This is a genomic window from Nonomuraea fuscirosea, assembly GCF_035917475.1.
GTDB lineage: Bacteria > Actinomycetota > Actinomycetes > Streptosporangiales > Streptosporangiaceae > Nonomuraea > Nonomuraea fuscirosea.
This window is the reverse complement of the sequence record NZ_CP109074.1, coordinates 10,618,598-10,634,529: the sequence shown is the minus strand read 5'-3', so window position 1 is coordinate 10,634,529 and position 15,932 is coordinate 10,618,598. Positions and strand designations below refer to the sequence as shown.

The 15,932-nt window shown below is 69.6% G+C and carries 14 protein-coding genes; 9 read left to right on the top strand and 5 right to left on the bottom strand.

Features of this window, described 5'->3' with window-relative positions:
* Positions 1 to 11: 11 nt before the first annotated feature.
* Positions 12 to 1,211 carry an RNA-guided endonuclease InsQ/TnpB family protein gene (locus OIE67_RS49005; protein WP_326633540.1) on the bottom strand — a complete coding sequence of 400 codons (1,200 nt, stop codon included), beginning with the start codon at positions 1,209 to 1,211 and terminating at the stop codon, positions 12 to 14.
* Positions 1,212 to 1,568: 357 nt separating this feature from the next.
* On the opposite strand from OIE67_RS49005, the gene fbaA reads away from it, so the two are divergent.
* The 3 genes from fbaA (at position 1,569) to OIE67_RS48990 (ending at position 4,419) form a co-directional block, all read left to right on the top strand.
* On the top strand, positions 1,569 to 2,591 hold the full coding sequence (fbaA, locus tag OIE67_RS49000) for a class II fructose-bisphosphate aldolase (protein ID WP_106247585.1): 1,023 nt from the start codon (positions 1,569 to 1,571) through the stop codon (positions 2,589 to 2,591).
* A gap of 34 nt (positions 2,592 to 2,625) precedes the next feature.
* Positions 2,626 to 3,036 (top strand): DUF3151 domain-containing protein, encoded by a 411-nt coding sequence (locus tag OIE67_RS48995; RefSeq protein ID WP_219912189.1) that lies wholly within the window; start codon positions 2,626 to 2,628, stop codon positions 3,034 to 3,036.
* Positions 3,037 to 3,135: 99 nt separating this feature from the next.
* Entirely contained in the window at positions 3,136 to 4,419 is a 1,284-nt protein-coding gene (locus OIE67_RS48990; protein ID WP_106247582.1) for an adenylosuccinate synthase, read from the top strand.
* A 43-nt stretch (positions 4,420 to 4,462) separates the two neighbouring features.
* Here the strand turns inward: OIE67_RS48990 and OIE67_RS48985 are convergent, their stop codons facing one another.
* Positions 4,463 to 5,107 carry a GNAT family N-acetyltransferase gene (locus OIE67_RS48985; protein WP_326633534.1) on the bottom strand — a complete coding sequence of 215 codons (645 nt, stop codon included), beginning with the start codon at positions 5,105 to 5,107 and terminating at the stop codon, positions 4,463 to 4,465.
* Between the two features lie 109 nt (positions 5,108 to 5,216).
* Here OIE67_RS48985 and OIE67_RS48980 point away from each other — a divergent pair, with 109 nt between their 5' ends.
* Positions 5,217 to 6,122: a glycerophosphodiester phosphodiesterase family protein gene (locus tag OIE67_RS48980; RefSeq protein ID WP_326633532.1), complete on the top strand. Its 906-nt coding sequence runs from the start codon at positions 5,217 to 5,219 to the stop codon at positions 6,120 to 6,122.
* A 41-nt stretch (positions 6,123 to 6,163) separates the two neighbouring features.
* Here the strand turns inward: OIE67_RS48980 and corA are convergent, their stop codons facing one another.
* The gene (gene corA, locus OIE67_RS48975) at positions 6,164 to 7,273 is read right to left on the bottom strand and encodes a magnesium/cobalt transporter CorA (protein WP_106247576.1); all 1,110 of its coding nucleotides are present in this window, start codon (positions 7,271 to 7,273) and stop codon (positions 6,164 to 6,166) included.
* Positions 7,274 to 7,656: 383 nt separating this feature from the next.
* On the opposite strand from corA, the gene purD reads away from it, so the two are divergent.
* The 5 genes from purD (at position 7,657) to OIE67_RS48950 (ending at position 13,987) form a co-directional block, all read left to right on the top strand.
* Positions 7,657 to 8,871, top strand: coding sequence for a phosphoribosylamine--glycine ligase (purD, locus tag OIE67_RS48970; RefSeq protein WP_326633528.1), 1,215 nt, complete (start codon positions 7,657 to 7,659; stop codon positions 8,869 to 8,871).
* Positions 8,868 to 9,704 (top strand): phosphoribosylaminoimidazolesuccinocarboxamide synthase, encoded by an 837-nt coding sequence (locus OIE67_RS48965; RefSeq protein WP_326633527.1) that lies wholly within the window; start codon positions 8,868 to 8,870, stop codon positions 9,702 to 9,704. The genes purD and OIE67_RS48965 overlap by 4 nt, the downstream gene beginning before the upstream one ends.
* 78 nt (positions 9,705 to 9,782) lie before the next feature.
* A complete protein-coding gene (gene murA, locus OIE67_RS48960; protein WP_106247573.1) occupies positions 9,783 to 11,048 on the top strand; it encodes a UDP-N-acetylglucosamine 1-carboxyvinyltransferase in 1,266 nt (421 codons plus the stop codon).
* Positions 11,049 to 11,249: 201 nt separating this feature from the next.
* The gene (locus tag OIE67_RS48955) at positions 11,250 to 12,539 is read left to right on the top strand and encodes a GTP cyclohydrolase IIa (RefSeq protein ID WP_106247572.1); all 1,290 of its coding nucleotides are present in this window, start codon (positions 11,250 to 11,252) and stop codon (positions 12,537 to 12,539) included.
* Between the two features lie 482 nt (positions 12,540 to 13,021).
* Complete coding sequence (locus OIE67_RS48950; protein WP_326633523.1) at positions 13,022 to 13,987, top strand: EamA family transporter; 966 nt, start codon at positions 13,022 to 13,024, stop codon at positions 13,985 to 13,987.
* Positions 13,988 to 14,091: 104 nt separating this feature from the next.
* Here the strand turns inward: OIE67_RS48950 and hisC are convergent, their stop codons facing one another.
* Both hisC and OIE67_RS48940 read right to left on the bottom strand, forming a co-directional pair.
* Positions 14,092 to 15,150, bottom strand: coding sequence for a histidinol-phosphate transaminase (gene hisC, locus OIE67_RS48945; RefSeq protein WP_326633521.1), 1,059 nt, complete (start codon positions 15,148 to 15,150; stop codon positions 14,092 to 14,094).
* 50 nt (positions 15,151 to 15,200) lie between these two features.
* Positions 15,201 to 15,866 carry an NUDIX hydrolase gene (locus tag OIE67_RS48940; protein WP_106247568.1) on the bottom strand — a complete coding sequence of 222 codons (666 nt, stop codon included), beginning with the start codon at positions 15,864 to 15,866 and terminating at the stop codon, positions 15,201 to 15,203.
* Between the last annotated feature and the right edge of the window lie 66 nt (positions 15,867 to 15,932).

The window sequence follows — 15,932 nt, the reverse complement described above, 5'->3', positions numbered from 1 at the left end:
TGCCGCCCCGTTCACGCGGCGGCACTGCCGTGGCTTCCTGCTTCGCGGGGCTGTGCCATCCCGAAGGATGGTCTGACCGGCCCTCCACAGGCGTTTAGCCTGTCCGCCCGTCCGGCGGCCAGGATGTTGATCGCAGCGTTGATGTCGCGGTCGTGAACCGCGCCACACGCGCAGGTCCATTCCCGGACCCGCAGAGGCATCGCCTCGGTCACGGCTCCACACGCTGAACACAGCTTGGAGGATGGAAACCATCGGCTGACCTTGGCGAAGGTCCTGCCGTACAGTATCGCTTTGTACTCCAGCATGTTCACGAACGCCGACCACCCGGCATCGTGCACACTCTTGGCCAGCCTTGTGCGCGCCAGCCCGCCCACCGCCAGGTCCTCCACGAACACCGCTTGGTTCTCGCGGATGATCTGCGTGGAGAGCTGGTGGTGGAACTCGCGGCGGGCGTCGGCGATCCGTGCGTGCGCGCGGGCGACCTTGTGCCGGGCCTTGTCGCGGTTCTTGCCGCCCTTCTCTTTCCGGGACAGGACGCGTTGAGCCTTCTTCAGCCGTTTCTCCGCCCGGCGCAGGAAGCGCGGAGAGCCGATCTTCCTTCCGTCCGGCAGGACGGCGAAGTGCCCGAGCCCGAGGTCGATCCCGGTCTCGGCTTCGATGCCGGGCAGCGGTTGCGCGGTGACCTCGACCACGAAGCTGGCGAAGTACCGGCCCGCGGCGTCCTTGACGACCGTGACCGAGGACGGGTCGGCAGGCAGGTCCCGTGACCAGCGCACCGCGATCTCGCCGATCTTCGGCAGGACGAGTTTCCCGTTCTGGCTCACCTTGAACCGGGCATTCCTGGTGAACCGGATCGCCTGCCGGTTGTCCTTGCGGGACCGAAACCGGGGCGGGGCGAGCTTCGGGCCTCTGCGTTTGCCCGACACCGATGCGAAGAAGTTCTGGAACGCCGTCGTGCAGTCGGCGAGCGCCTGCTGCAACACCACGGCCGACACCTCGCCCAGCCACGCCCGATCGGGGCGTTTCTTCGCCTCGGTGATGACCCGGCGCGACAGCTCGGCGTCGCTCACGAACGGCAACCCGTTCTCATGGGCGTCGTTGCGCATGCGCAGTGCGTCGTTGAACACCGTCCGGGCGCACCCGAACGCCCGGCCCAGCGCGATCCGCTGGGTGGGGGACGGGTCGATCCGGTAGGCGTACCGCAACTGCACCCGATCACCATACAGTCGGGTTATGGCCGGCTACGGCGATATCAGAACAGGCAGACACCGCGTTTTCGCGCTCCACGCCCATCTGCCGACCAGTGTCCTGCGCCAGTACATCGAGTAGCAGAACCGACCCGTCTGAGCGGGTGGACGCCGGTCCGCCCGGCGGCGAATCGGCTGCTCTTACCCCGCTACGCGGGACGGTCGGCTCCACCCCGGGCTGAAGCCCGGAGCACTGCCGACAATTCTGGTAGCGGGCATGCGCGACATGACCATCCGAGGGGCGTTGTCACTACCACAGCGGGTAGGGAGCCGGGATACTGGGCCCTGGCGCGAAGCCGTAACTTCTCAGGGAGATGAATCATGCCTATTGCGACTCCAGAGGTCTACGCTGAGATGCTCGACCGGGCGAAGGCCGGCGGATTCGCCTACCCGGCGATCAACGTGACCTCCTCGCAGACCCTGAACGCCGCCCTGCGCGGCTTCGCCGAGGCCGAGAGCGACGGCATCGTGCAGGTCTCGACGGGCGGCGCCGAATTCCTCTCGGGCGCGACGGTCAAGGACATGGTCACGGGCGCGACGGCACTGGCCGAGTACGCGCGGGTCGTGGCCGCCAAATATCCCGTGACGGTCGCCCTGCACACCGACCACTGCCCGAAGAACAAGCTCGACGGCTTCATGCGGCCGTTGATCGACATCTCGCTGGAGCGGGTGGCCAAGGGCCTCGACCCCCTGTTCCAGTCGCACATGTGGGACGGCTCCGCCGTACCGCTGGACGAGAACCTGGAGATCGCCAAGGAGCTCATCGACAAGTGCGCCAGGGCGCGGATCATCATGGAGATGGAGATCGGCGTCGTCGGCGGTGAGGAGGACGGCGTCGTCGGCGAGATCAACGAGAAGCTCTACACCACGGCCGAAGACGCGCTGGCCACCGCCGAGGCCGTGGGCATCGGCGAGAAGGGCCGCTACATGCTGGCGGCCACGTTCGGCAATGTGCACGGCGTCTACAAGCCCGGCCACGTCAAGCTGCGGCCGAGCGTGCTCAAGGAGATCCAGGACGCGGTGGGCGCCAAGTACGGCAAGGACAAGCCGTTCGACCTGGTCTTCCACGGCGGCTCCGGCTCGCTGCTGGAGGAGATCCAGGAGGCCATCTCCTACGGTGTGGTCAAGATGAACGTCGACACCGACACCCAGTACGCCTTCACCCGCCCGATCGCGGACCACATGTTCAAGAACTACGACGGCGTGCTCAAGGTCGACGGTGACGTCGGCAACAAGAAGGCCTACGACCCGCGCGCGTACGGCAAGTCCGCGGAGGCCGGGATGGCCGCCCGCGTCGTCGAGGCGTGCCAGAGCCTCAAGAGCAGTGGGACGAAGATCTCCTAGCCAGTTCAGCGGCTCGGCGGGTATGACTTGTCCTATGGATAACCTTCTCGCCGGGCCGCCCCCGACTCACCTGCCGGACCTGCCCGAGGCCAGGGAGGCGCTGGAGTCCGGGGTCAAAGCCTCCGACATCGCCGCTCGTTTCCCCGCCTACCCGGCGGCGTGGGCCGCGCTCGCGGAGGAATACTTCGCGCAGGGCCACGCCGTCACCTCCTACGCCTTCGCCCGTACGGGCTACCACCGCGGGCTCGACGCGCTGCGCCGCAGCGGCTGGAAGGGCCATGGGCCCATCCCGTGGGAGCACGAACCCAACAGGGGCTTCCTGCGCTGCCTGTACGCGTTGTCCCGCGCCGCCCAGGCGATCGGTGAGAAGGACGAGGCCGAACGGTGTCTGCAGTTCCTCAAGGACAGCACGGAAACGGGGTTCGACGCGCTGACCAAGGGATAGCTCTTGGGACGAATAGACACGTTCGGGTAGTCTCTCTACGCAAGAGCCCCTGCCGCGCTTGCGTCAGGGGTTTTCGTTTTGTGCTCGGGAGACTGAACCATGCCGGCTGCCGTTCTCGTTGGTGCCCAGTGGGGCGATGAGGGCAAGGGCAAGGCCACCGACCTGCTCGGTGGCGACGTCGACTACGTCGTCCGCTATCAGGGTGGCAACAACGCGGGACACACCGTGGTCATCGGTGACCAGAAGTACGCGCTGCACCTGCTGCCCACCGGGATCCTGTCGCCGGAGGTGGTCCCCGTCATCGGCAACGGGGTGGTGATCGACCCCGGCGTGCTGCTCAGCGAGATCGACGGGCTGGCCGAGCGGGGCATCTCCGCCGAACGCCTGCTGATCTCGTCGAACGCGCACCTGATCATGCCGCACCACAAGGCCCTCGACAAGGTCACCGAGCGCTACCTCGGCAAGGCCAAGATCGGCACCACCGGGCGCGGCATCGGTCCCGCGTACGGTGACAAGATCGCCCGCATGGGCGTGCGCGTGCAGGACCTGCTCGACCCGGGCATCCTGGCCAAGAAGATCGAGGTCGCCCTGACCGAGAAGAACCAGGTGCTCACCAAGGTCTACAACCGGCGCGGGATCGACCCGGCGGCCGTCCTGGAGGAGTACCTCGCCTACGCCGAGCGGCTCAAGCCGCACATCGCCGACACCTCACTGGTGCTGGCCAAGGCGCTGGACGAGGAGAAGTTCGTGCTGCTGGAGGGCGGGCAGGGCACGCTGCTCGACATCGACCACGGCACGTACCCGTTCGTCACGTCGTCCTCGCCCACGTCGGGCGGGGCGTGCGCGGGCGCCGGCATCCCGCCGAACCGGCTGACGAAGATCATCGGCATCCTGAAGGCGTACACCACCCGCGTCGGCTCCGGCCCGTTCCCGACCGAACTGACCGACGAGATGGGCGAGTGGCTGCGCCAGACCGGCGGCGAGTACGGCGTCACGACCGGCCGCAACCGCCGCTGCGGCTGGTTCGACGCGGTGATCGCCCGGTACGCGACCCGGATCAACGGCGTCACCGACTACTTCCTGACCAAGCTCGACGTGCTGTCGGGCCTGGAGCGGATCCCGGTGTGCGTGGCGTACGAGGTGGACGGGGTCCGGCACGACGAGATCCCGATGACGCAGACCGACTTCCACCACGCCAAGCCGATCTACGAGGAGTTCCCGGGCTGGCAGGAGGACATCACCAGCGCCAAGTCGTTCGACGACCTGCCGCCGAACGCGCAGGCGTACGTGCGGACGCTGGAGGAGATGAGCGGCGCCCCGATCTCCGCCATCGGCGTCGGCCCCGGCCGCGACCAGACCGTCGTGGTCCGCCCCCTGGTCTGAGGGCTCCCCTGGCCGCCGGTGATCCCGGCGGCGGGTGGGAGGGTCAGGTCAGGACGGCGGCGGTTACCGGGGTGTGCAGGTGCCAGCCGAGGGTTTCGTACAGGGCCTGGCCCTGGGCGGTGGCGACCAGGACGCCGGTGCGGGCGCCTCTGAGGGCCGCCGTGGCCGCGAGCGTCTTCATGACGATCGTCCCGAGGCCGCGGCGGCGGTGGCCGGCCGCCGTCTCCACCTGGTCCACGACCGCCGTCGTGCCGGCGACCGCGAACTGGCCCCGCGCCGCCACCTCCCCCGCCTCCGTGAGCAGGCGGGCGGCGGTGACGCCTGAGCGGGTGGTGACGGCCAGGGTGTAGCCGGGGGGAACGGCGGGGGCGTCGCGGACGAGCGGGGTGGTCATCATGAACTCGGGGTCCTGCACGGCCCAGCCGGGCGGCAGGTGCGGGGCGACGGACTCGACCGGGGCGCACAGCTTGAGCCAGGTGCCCGGCACGGTGAGGGTGCCCGTCAGGTGGCCGAGGATCTCGGGCGTCGGGGCGGCCAGGACGTGGCGGGCCACGTGACCGGGCAGGCCGACGTCCACGCGCAGGCCCCACGGCTCGCGTACGGGCCGGGGGACGCTGCGGGAGATGACCCACCCTTCAACCCATGCCCGAACTAGGGGGAAATGGGCCTGTTTGAGAACCTCCGTCATAGAGAACAGCCTATTGTCTGCCCAGATTCATCCGACCGGGCGTAGCAGGATAAAAAGGACACGGCGTGGCGGCGCCTGGTCATGCCCCGAGCCAGGTAGGGTCCCGGTTGTGCGCGTTGAGATACATGGTCACCGGGGGGCTCGCGGCCTCTGGCCGGAGAACACCCTGCCGGGCATGAGCCGCACGATGGAGCTGGGCGTTCATGCGCTCGAGCTCGACGTCGCGCTCACCGCCGATCGGCGCCTCGTGCTCACGCACGACCTCACGGTGTCCGCCGTGACCAGTGCAGACCGGCGTCCGATCTACGCCGGCGACCCGCTCTACCCGTACGTCGGCAAGCCCATCAACGCGCTGACCCTGGCGCAGTTGCGCACGCTCGACGTCGGCGTACGGCTGCCGCGCCACCCCGACGACCCGTTCGCCCTGACGCAGGTCCCCATGCCCGAGACCCGGATGCCGACGCTCGGCGCGGTGCTGGGTCTGGTCAACGCCTACGAGGCGGAGAGCGTACGGTTGCACGTCGAGCTGAAGTCCGACCCGACGCGGCCGGAGCTCACCGCCGACCCCGAGCAGTTCACCGAGCTGGTCGTCGAGGAGCTCGACCGGCACGGCCGGCTCGACAACGTTGCCATCCTCAGCTTCGACTGGCGGATCATCAGGCACGCCGCCGAGCTGGCGCCGGGCACGCGGCGCTTCGCACTGATCGAGCTGGACACCCTGCACTGGAACGACGGCGTGGGCGACGACGTGCCCGCCGCGGCGCGCGCGGCCGGGGCCACCACGCTCTCGCCCGAGCACATCATGGTGGACGAGAGCCTGATGGCGCAGGCCGAGGCGGCCGGGCTCGACGTGGCGGTCTGGACGGTCAACCAGCCCGAGCTGGCGGCCAGGATGCTGGACCTGGGGGCGGCCGGGATCGTCACCGACTATCCCGACCGGATGCGGGAGTTGTGGCGGGAGCGGGGGCTGGAGCTGCCCCTGCCGGTCGCCCCGCTCAGGCCCGTGAGTGTCTGAGGCTCCGCCGGTTCATCGAGGTAGGCGCGAAAGCCCCGGGGTCAGAGCCAGCCGTTGCGGCGGAAGCCGCGGTGCAGCAGGACGCAGGCCGTGATCATGACCGCGAGCACGGCCGGATAGCCCCAGATCTGCTTGGTCTCCGGCATGAAGTCGAAGTTCATCCCGTAGATGCCGGCGATCATCGTGGGCACGGCCAGGATGGCCACCCAGGAGGAGATCTTGCGCATGTCCTCGTTGGCCAGCGCGTTCGAGCGGGCCAGCGCGGCCTGGAGGATCGAGCTGCACAGCTCGTTGGAGGCCTCGACCTGCTCGCACACGCGCGACAGGTGGTCGCCGACGTCGCGGAAGTATTCGCGCATGGCGGAGGGGACGACCCGGCGCTGGGGCAGCGCCGACAGCGGGGCCTGGAGCGGGGTGACGGCCCGCTTCATCTCCAGCATCTCGCGCTTGAGCTGGTAGATCCGGTTGATGTCACGGGAGCTGACGTCGGCGAACACGGTCGCCTCGACCTCTTCGAGCTCCAGCTGCATCAGGTCGGCCACCTGGAGGTACTGGTCGACCACGTGGTCGGAGATGGCGTGCAGGACACCGGCCGGGCCCCGGTCCATCAGCTTGGGCTCGTCTTCGAGACGCTCGCGGACGCCGGTGAGCGGGCAGTGCTCGCCGTGCCGCACCGTGACCACGAAGTCCACGCCGAGGAACACCATGATCTCGCCGGTGGCGATGATCTCGCTGTTGGCGGTCAGCTCGTCGTGATCGAGGTAGGCGATGGTCTTGAGCACCATGAACAGCGACTCGCCGTACCGCTCGACCTTCGGCCGCTGGTGGGCCTTGACGGCGTCCTCGACGGCCAGCGGGTGCAGCCCGAAGACCTCGGCCAGCCACTCCACCTCGGGGGCCTCGGGCTCGTGCAATCCGACCCAGACGAACGCGTTGACGCCGTCGGAGCTCTTGTTGTGCTCGCGGACGAGGTCGAGCGCCTCGACGATGCCGGTGGCGGCGATCTTCTCGCCTTCTACGTAGGCGCCGAACTCGACTATCGAGTCGACGGGAGGCACGCACACCTCGCGTACGGTCTTGCCGAGCTGGTGTGGAACCCGCGAAGGCACGGGGTGCCGGTTGATGCGACGGAAAAGGGTGGACGAGCGCATGGCAGTCCCTTTCCGCCCGACCAGGGACGCTCCACGCGCGATGAAGTCACCTCAATCAACACGGATTGCGTGGAGGCACGATCAGGCTGCCGAATTGGAGTGGTCGGGGGTAAGCACGTCGTACGTGTGCGAGCACGTACTGCTGGGATCACCAGGATTCATCCCGGACCACCTCCAATCACACGGGGACGCCGCGAAGCCGCCTCAAGCTACCACAGGCGGGTGAACCTCAATGACGATACCCGCCAGGAGAGGTTCCGCTCAGGTAGAACTCCACAAAGTTTCTTACCTATTCCGGCAGATGCCGTCATCGGCTTCCGGCGGCGGGCCGTCCTCGGCGACCGGAGCGTGCGTCAGGCGGCGGGCCTGCGACAATGGAGCGCGTGCGCGTTCTAGTCATTGGATCCGGTGGGCGTGAGCACGCCCTGTGCCGTTCTCTCAAGCTCGATCCCCAGGTCAGCGAGCTTCACTGTGCGCCAGGCAATCCTGGCATCGAGGAGGTCGCGACCGTCCATCCGATCGATCCGCTGGACCCCGGGCAGGTGGCCGGGCTGGCGGCGCGGCTGCGGGTCGATCTCGTCGTGGTGGGGCCTGAGGCCCCGCTCGTGGCGGGGGTGAGCGACGCGGTGCGCGAGGCGGGCTTCGCCTGCTTCGGGCCCTCGCGGGACGCGGCCATGATCGAGGGGTCGAAGGCGTTCGCCAAGGAGATCATGCGGGCGGCCGACGTGCCGACCGCGCGGGCCAGGACGTGTGAGACCGAGGAGGAGGCCGCCGCGGCGCTCGACGAGTTCGGCGCCCCCTACGTGGTCAAGGAGGACGGGCTGGCCGCGGGCAAGGGCGTGGTCGTCACCGACGACCGGGACAAGGCGCTCGCCCACGCGCGGGCCTGCGAGCGGGTGGTGATCGAGGAATACCTCGACGGGCCCGAGGTGTCGCTGTTCGCGCTGTGCGACGGGAGCACGGCCGTGCCGCTGCAACTCGCGCAGGACTTCAAGCGGGCCTACAACGGCGACGCGGGCCCCAACACCGGCGGCATGGGCGCCTACACGCCGCTGCCGTGGGCGCCCGAGGGGCTGACCGAGCAGGTCATGCGGGAGGTCGTGCATCCGACGATCGGCGAGCTGGCCCGGCGCGGGCTGCCGTACCAGGGGGTGCTCTACGTGGGGCTGGCACTGACGGCGAAGGGGCCGAAGGTGGTCGAGTTCAACGCGCGCTTCGGCGACCCGGAGACGCAGGTGCTGCTCGACCGGCTGGAGACGCCGCTGGCCGGGCTGCTGATGGCGAGCGCGACCGGTGAGCTGGGGCTCGACCCGGTCTTCCACGACGGCGCGGCCGTGACCGTGGTGATCGCCGCCGAGGGCTATCCGGAGTCGCCGGTCAAGGGCGACGTGATCACGGGGCTGCGGGAGACCGGGAACGCGTACGTCATCCACGCCGGCACGAAACGGGCGGGCGACGACATCGTCTCCAGCGGCGGGCGGGTGCTCAACGTGGTGGGCCACGGGCCCGACCAGGAGAGCGCGCGCCGGGCGGCCTACGACCTGGTCGCCGGGATCGAACTGCGCGGCTCCTTCCACAGAACGGACATCGCCCGATGAAGCGTGTGCACTCCGGCAAGGTACGCGACCTCTACGAGACCGACGAGGGCCTGCTCCTCATGGTCGCCTCCGACCGGATCTCGGCCTTCGACTACATCATGGAGCCCGACATCCCCGACAAGGGGGCCATCCTCACGCAGATGTCGCTGTGGTGGTTCGACCAGCTCAAGGACGTCGTGCCCAACCACGTCGCGGGCCGCGGCGACGACTCCCGCAGTGTGCTGTGCAGGCCGCTGAAGATGGTCCAGGTCGAGTGCGTGGCCAGGGGTTATCTGGCGGGCGGCGGGCTGAACGAGTACCGCGCGGGCGGCACGGTGTCCGGGGTGGCCCTGCCGGCCGGGCTGGAGGACGGCTCGCGGCTGCCCGAGCCGATCTTCACGCCCTCGACGAAGGCGCCCCAGGGCGAGCACGACGAGCCGATCTCCTACGAGCAGGTCGTGGCGCAGGTCGGCGCGGAGACGGCCGCGGAGCTGCGGCGGATCACGCTGGCCGTCTACACGCGCGGCGCGGAGATCGCCCGCGAGCGGGGCATCATCGTGGCCGACACGAAGATCGAGCTGGGCTGGGACGCAGACGGCGTGCTGACGCTGGGCGACGAGGTGCTGACGCCCGACTCGTCGCGATTCTGGCCGGTCGACGAATGGAAACCCGGCCGTTCCCAGCCGTCTTTTGACAAGCAATTTGTACGCGATTGGCTAGTATCGCCCGAATCGGGATGGGACAAAGACTCCGGAAACCCCCCACCTCGGCTGCCCGACCACATCGTCGAGCTGACCAGGCAGCGATACCTAGAAGCGTATGAGCGCATCACGGGGGCTTCCTTTAGCGGATGATTCGGCTGGGTCATGTGGTGTGAGCGACTACTGTTGGCCCGATCGAGCCTCACCGCCGGAAATCAAGGAGCCGCACGAATGGTCCGTTACCGCGTGCGCGGTGGCAACGCACTGCGTGGAACCGCGTTCATCCAGGGCGCGAAAAACGCCGTGCTTCCCATGATCGGCGCGGCTCTGCTCGCCCCGAAGGGCCGCACCGTCCTGCGCAACGTGCCGATCATCGAGGACGTCCGCCGCGCGGTCGAGCTGGCCGAGGCGATCGGCGCGTACGTCGAGCTGCACGAGTCTGAGCGCACGCTGGTCATCGACGCCTCCAAGGTGAACAGCCCGATCCTGCCCGCCGAGATCGCCCGTCGTTTCCGCGGGTCCGTGCTGTTCACCCCCGCCCTGCTCCACCGCCTCGGCGAGGCGATCGTGGAGGGGGTCGGCGGCTGCAACCTCGGCAGCCGCAACCTCGACTTCCACTATCTCGGCTACAAGCGGCTGGGCGCGATCGTGGACGAGGGCGAGACCGTCATCCACGTCAAGGCCTCCGGCCTGACCGGCGCCACCCTCTACCTCGACACCCCCTCCCACACCGGCACCGAGAACCTCATCATGGCCGCCGCCCTGGCCAAGGGCACCACCGTGATCGAGAACGCCGCGCTGGAGCCCGAGGTGCTCGACGTCATCGACATGCTCACCAAAATGGGCGCGCGCATCAGCGGCGGCGGCACCGGCTTCATCACCGTGGAGGGCGTCGAGGAGCTGCACGCGGTCGAGCACACGGTCATGCCCGACCGCCTCGACGCCGGCGTCTTCGCGATGGCGGCGGCGATCACCGGGGGCGAGGTCAGCCTCGTGGGCACCGGCCTCGACCTCGGCGTGGTCCGCTACAAGCTGGAGCAGATGGGCGTGGAGTTCCACCGCCAGGGCGCCGTGCTGCACGTGGGCTGCGAGGGCCCGTTGCGGCCGATCAACATCATCACCGACACCTATCCGGGGTTCGCCACCGACCTGCAGTCCCCGATGATGACCGTCGCGGCGCTCGCCGACGGCACCAGCTACATCCATGAGCGCATCTTCGACGGCCGCTTCGCGCTGGCCGGCGAGCTGAACAAGATGGGCGCCAACGTGGAGGTCGAGGGAAGCAGGGCCGTCGTCCGCGGCCGCACCCCGCTCACCGGCACCCAGGTGACCGCGCACGACCTGCGTTCGGGGATCGCGCTGGTGCTCGCCGGACTGGCCGCCGAAGGGGAGACCCAGATCGACTCGGGATACCTGATCGATCGCGGCCACGCGCATCTCGCGGCGCGAATGCGCGCGCTCGGCGCGGACATTACACGAGAGATTTCAGAGCGCTAAAAAACGCGAGAAAAACCGCTTTGAGCTGCCAGAACATCATGTCGGGCGGTCAACCAGAACGGCTTTCCGGAAAAGTCGGGCGTGACATTACGGCCCCCGCGAGCGATCGTTCCAAAAGAGAACACTGCAACGGACGGCAGGATGGGACGAACATTGGTCGAGAGGGCCGAAGAAACTCCCCGAGTGTCACGCCCGGGCGCTATGACACCGGACCTCACCATCGGCGTGGTCGGACCCCACGACCTGGTCGAGCGAGTCATGCTGATGGGTCACGCCGCGGCGCCGCTGCCGTGTCGCCTGGTCGCGGCCGCGTACCGCGATGAACAGGAGGCGCCCGACAAGGTGACGCGGCTCGGTCCCGGTGTCGACGCATGTCTGTTCGCCAGCCCGGTCCCCTACGACCTGGCCAGGCGATCCGGCGTGCTGACGATGCCCGCGACGTACGTGCAACTCGGCGGAGCCGCACTGGTGGCGGCGTTGGCCAAGGCCGCGCTGGACACCCGCATGGATCCCCAGAAGGTCAGCATCGACGTGGTCAGCAGGGCCGATGTCGAGGAGGCGTACACCGACCTCGGCATCCCCGCCGCGGACGTGCACAGCCGCGACGAGCCGGGAGCCACCGGCACGATCGCGGCCTACCACGAACGCCTGGCCCGTCAGGGAGCCACCACGGGAGCGCTGACGTGCCTGCCCGCGGTGGCCGAACGCCTGCACGCCGCGGGCGTACCGGTCATCAGGATCAGGCCGACGTCGGCCGCGGTCCGTACGGCGCTGCACACCGCGGCGCTGCTCGGGGCGCATCACCGGCTGGAGGAGTCACAGCTCACGGTCGTGCTGGTGGAGGTGCCGACGCTGCGCGAACCCGTGCGCCGCGCCGCGCCCCGCTACTGGCGGGACGAGCTGCGGCTGTCGCTGCACCGGCTCCTGGTCCAGGAGGCGAACCGGATCAACGCCACCGTCTGGCCCATCGACGATCACAGCTACCTGGTGACCGCCACCAGGGGCTCGATCGCGGCGGCGACGGACGGGTTCAGGGTGTTGCCGTTCGCGGCCAGGATCAGGGACGAGCTGGGGCTGGCGGTCGAGGTCGGCGTGGGCATGGGGCGGACGACGCACGACGCGGAGTCACACGCCAGGGCCGCGCTCGCGCGGACCCAGGCGGGCAAACAAGCACAGGGATTCGCGGTGGATCGCGAGGGGCGGGCGCTCATCCCGGCCCCCCGGATGCCCCCTACCGGGGCCACCGCGCTCAAGCCGAAAGGAGTGGAGGTACTGGCCAGACTGGCGGCGAAGCTCGAAGGCGGCGACACCGTGGTCGATGCCGAGGGCGCGGGCAAGATGCTCGGCGTCACGCCCCGTACGGCCAGGCGGTTGCTGCGCACGTTGGTTGACGAGGGACTCGCGTGGCCGCTTCCGCCGAACCGTACGCCGCAACCCGGGCGTCCCAGGCAGCTGTACCGGCTGATCGTGGAGAAGCTCGGGCCGCGCTGATCTTGGGGCTGACCTGGGATGGAACGATGGCCCGCCGTGTCGCGGCACGGCGGGCCCGCACCCTCGCGTGACCACCGCATTGACGGAAGGTGTCAGGAGAGCCGACAAGCACGTTGACTCTTGTGAACTAATTGGTTGACGCGGGTGGATGGGGGGTATGTTCTCCCACGCCCCCGATCGACGCGATTCGGACGGGGGCACCAAATCCCCTCTCCCATGAGCGCTCGCCGGTGCCGGAGCACGGCCGGGCGACCGCCTTCGGCGGGCATTTCGCGCCTTTCGGGCCACCTCTCCTCGTTGAAGGACTGCTGCGCGGGGCTGTGAGGGAGCTGGGAGCGCTTCCGTGGCGGCAGTGGCTCCAGGTTCTGCGGACGCATCGAAGGCTCGCCGTCGAGGCTGTCAGCCCTCGCGGAGACAGCCCTTTATGCCGGGTCCGATACCCACTGGGTTTCTGTCGGAGGCACTCGATAGAGTCACGAGCCATGAGTGCAAACGCTACTGACAGCCGGTCTCCACTCCTTGTCTGGGGCGCGCTGGCGATCGTCTACGTGGTGTGGGGCTCGACCTACCTCGGCATCAGGATCTCCATCGAGACCCTGCCGCCGATGCTCCAGGGCACCCTGCGGTTCGTGACGGCCGGGCTGCTGCTCGGCGGGTTCCTGCTGGTCAGGAGAGGCCGGGCGGCGTTCAGGATGTCCTGGCGGCAGGCCGGCGGCGCCGCACTCGTCGGATTGCTGCTGCTCACCGGCGGCAACGGTATGGTCGCCGTGGCCGAGCAGCACATCTCCTCCGGCCTGGCCGCGCTGCTCGTGGCCGCCGTGCCGCTGTGGCTGGTGGTGCTGCGGCTCGCCTTCAGAGACCGGCCGGAGGTGCTGACGCTGGCCGGGGTGCTGGTCGGGTTCTGCGGGGTCGCGGCCCTGTCGCTGAACGGCGGCGGCGAGGCGGCCGACACCAGCGGGATCGTGGTGATCCTGCTGGCGTCGCTGTCGTGGTCGGTCGGCTCGTTCCTGTCCGGCCGGATCCCGATGCCCGGCGACGCCTGGACCGCCAGCACGATCGAGATGCTGGCCGGCGGCATCGGGCTGGCCGTGGCCGGTCTCTCGCTCGGCGAGCGGCTCGACCTGGCCGCCGTCTCCGGGCGGTCGTGGCTGGCGCTGACCTACCTGGTGCTGGTGGGCTCGCTGGTCGGCTTCACCGCCTACACCTGGCTGCTCGGCAACGCGCCGATCTCGCTCGTCTCGACGTACGCCTACGTCAACCCGATCGTGGCCGTCGTCCTCGGCGTGCTGGTGGTCGACGAGCACGTGACGACGCAGATCCTGATCGGCGGCCTGGTGATCCTGGTCGGCGTCGCCCTGGTGGTCTCCACCGAGCGACGCGGACGATCCAGGGCTCCTGCCGTCACCACGACGGAACCCGCGCCCGTGACCAGCCCGACCTCTCCTTGACGGCGGGCGGCCGCCACGGCACGGGCGGCCGCCTCAGCAGGGCCCAGCAGCAGCGGCCGGCAGCGGCAGCACGGCTCAGCGGCAGCGGGGCCCAGCGGCAGGGCTCAGCGCCGGAACGCCTGAGCCGCGGCGAGGAAGGCGTCGTTCGCCTCCGGCGAGCCGATCGACACCCGCACCCCCTCCGGCTGGAACGGGCGCACCGCCACGCCCTCCACCGCGCAGGCGGCGGCGAAGTCGAGCGTCCGCTCGCCGAGCCGCAGCCAGACGAAGTTCGCCTCGGTGGGCGGCACCGTCCAGCCCTGCGCGATGAGCGCCTCGCGGACGCGGGTGCGCTCCTTGACCACCCGCTCGACCCGGTCGAGCAGTTCGTCCTCGGCCTTGAGCGAGGCGATGGCGGCGACCTGGGCGAGGTGGTTGACGGCGAACGGGATGATCGTCTTGCGTACCGCCGTGGCCACCGGCTCGGGCGCGATCAGGTAACCGACGCGCAGCCCGGCCAGCCCGTACGCCTTGGAGAACGTGCGCAGCACGCAGACGTTGGGCCGGTCGCGGTAGACGGTGAGCCCGTCGGGCACGTCCTCGTCGCGCACGTATTCGTGGTAGGCCTCGTCGAGGACCACCAGCACGTCCTCAGGCACCCGGGCCAGGAACGACTCCAGCCCGTCGCGGCGGATGGCGGTGCTGGTCGGGTTGTTGGGGTTGCACAGGAACACCATGCGGGTGCGGTCGTTGATCGCCGCGGCCATGGCGTCGAGGTCGTGGTCCTCGCCCGCCAGCGGCACGGTGACCGAGGTGACCCCGGCCAGGTCGGCGAGCAGCGGGTAGGCCTCGAAGGAGCGCCACGCGTAGACGACCTCGGCCCCGGGCTCGCCCACCGCCTCGAACAGCTGCTGCGCCACGGTGACCGACCCCGCGCCGAGCGCGATGTGGTCGAAGGGCACGCCGAACCGCTCCGCGATGGCCTCGGTCAGCTTGACCGCGCCGGGGTCGGGGTAGCGGTTGATCTCCCGCGCCGCCTCGGCGATGGCCTCGACCACGGAGGGCAGCGGATCGTACGGAGATTCGTTGGAGGACAGCTTGTAGGACCGCCCGTCGGGAGCGACGACCGCTTTGCCCGCCTTGTAGGCAGCCATGGAGTCCAGGATCTGGCGGAAACGAGGCATGCCCTCACCTTAGAAGGCAGGACGCGATGCGGCATCCTCCGGCCCGCCGCTCACTCCTTGAGGCTGCGCAGCATGGGCGGATGCAGCAGCTCGGCGGGGCCGCGGCGGTAGAGCTTGGCGGGCCGGCCGCCGTCTCTGGTCGTCGTGCCGCCGGTCTCCAGCAGGAAGTCCTTCGCCTTGGTGACCTTGCGGTGGAAGTTGCGCGGGTCGAGCGCGCGGCCCCAGACGATCTCGTAGACCCGCCGCAGATCGGCCACCGTGAACTCCGGCGGGCAGAACGCCGCCCCCAGCGAGGTGTACTCCAGCTTCGCCCGCGCCCGCTCGACCCCGTCGAGCATGATGCGCCGGTGGTCGAAGGCCATCACCGCGAGCGAGCCGACCGCCTGCCAGCTCATGTGGGCCTTCTCCGAGGCCGGCAGGTCGGGGGCCAGGCCCAGGTAGGCGACGCTCAGCACGCGCTGGCGGGGGTCGCGGTCGGGGTAGCCGTAGGTCTGGAGCTGCTCCAGGTGCACCGGCGCGCCGGGGAGGCCGGCCCGCTCGGCCAGCACGCGGTGGGCGGCGGCGGGCAGGTCCTCGTCGAGCTGGATGAAGCCGCCGGGCAGCGACCAGCGGCGCAGGAACGGCGGATTGTCGCGACGCCACACGAGGGCGCTCAACGCCTGGTTACGCACGGTGAGCACGACCAGGTCGACACTGACCGGGATGCTCGGGACCATGGCAGGCACGTTACACGCAGTCGTGGGCGGGCAGCGAACCGTGCGCCGCGCGGCCCGCCAGGTGCC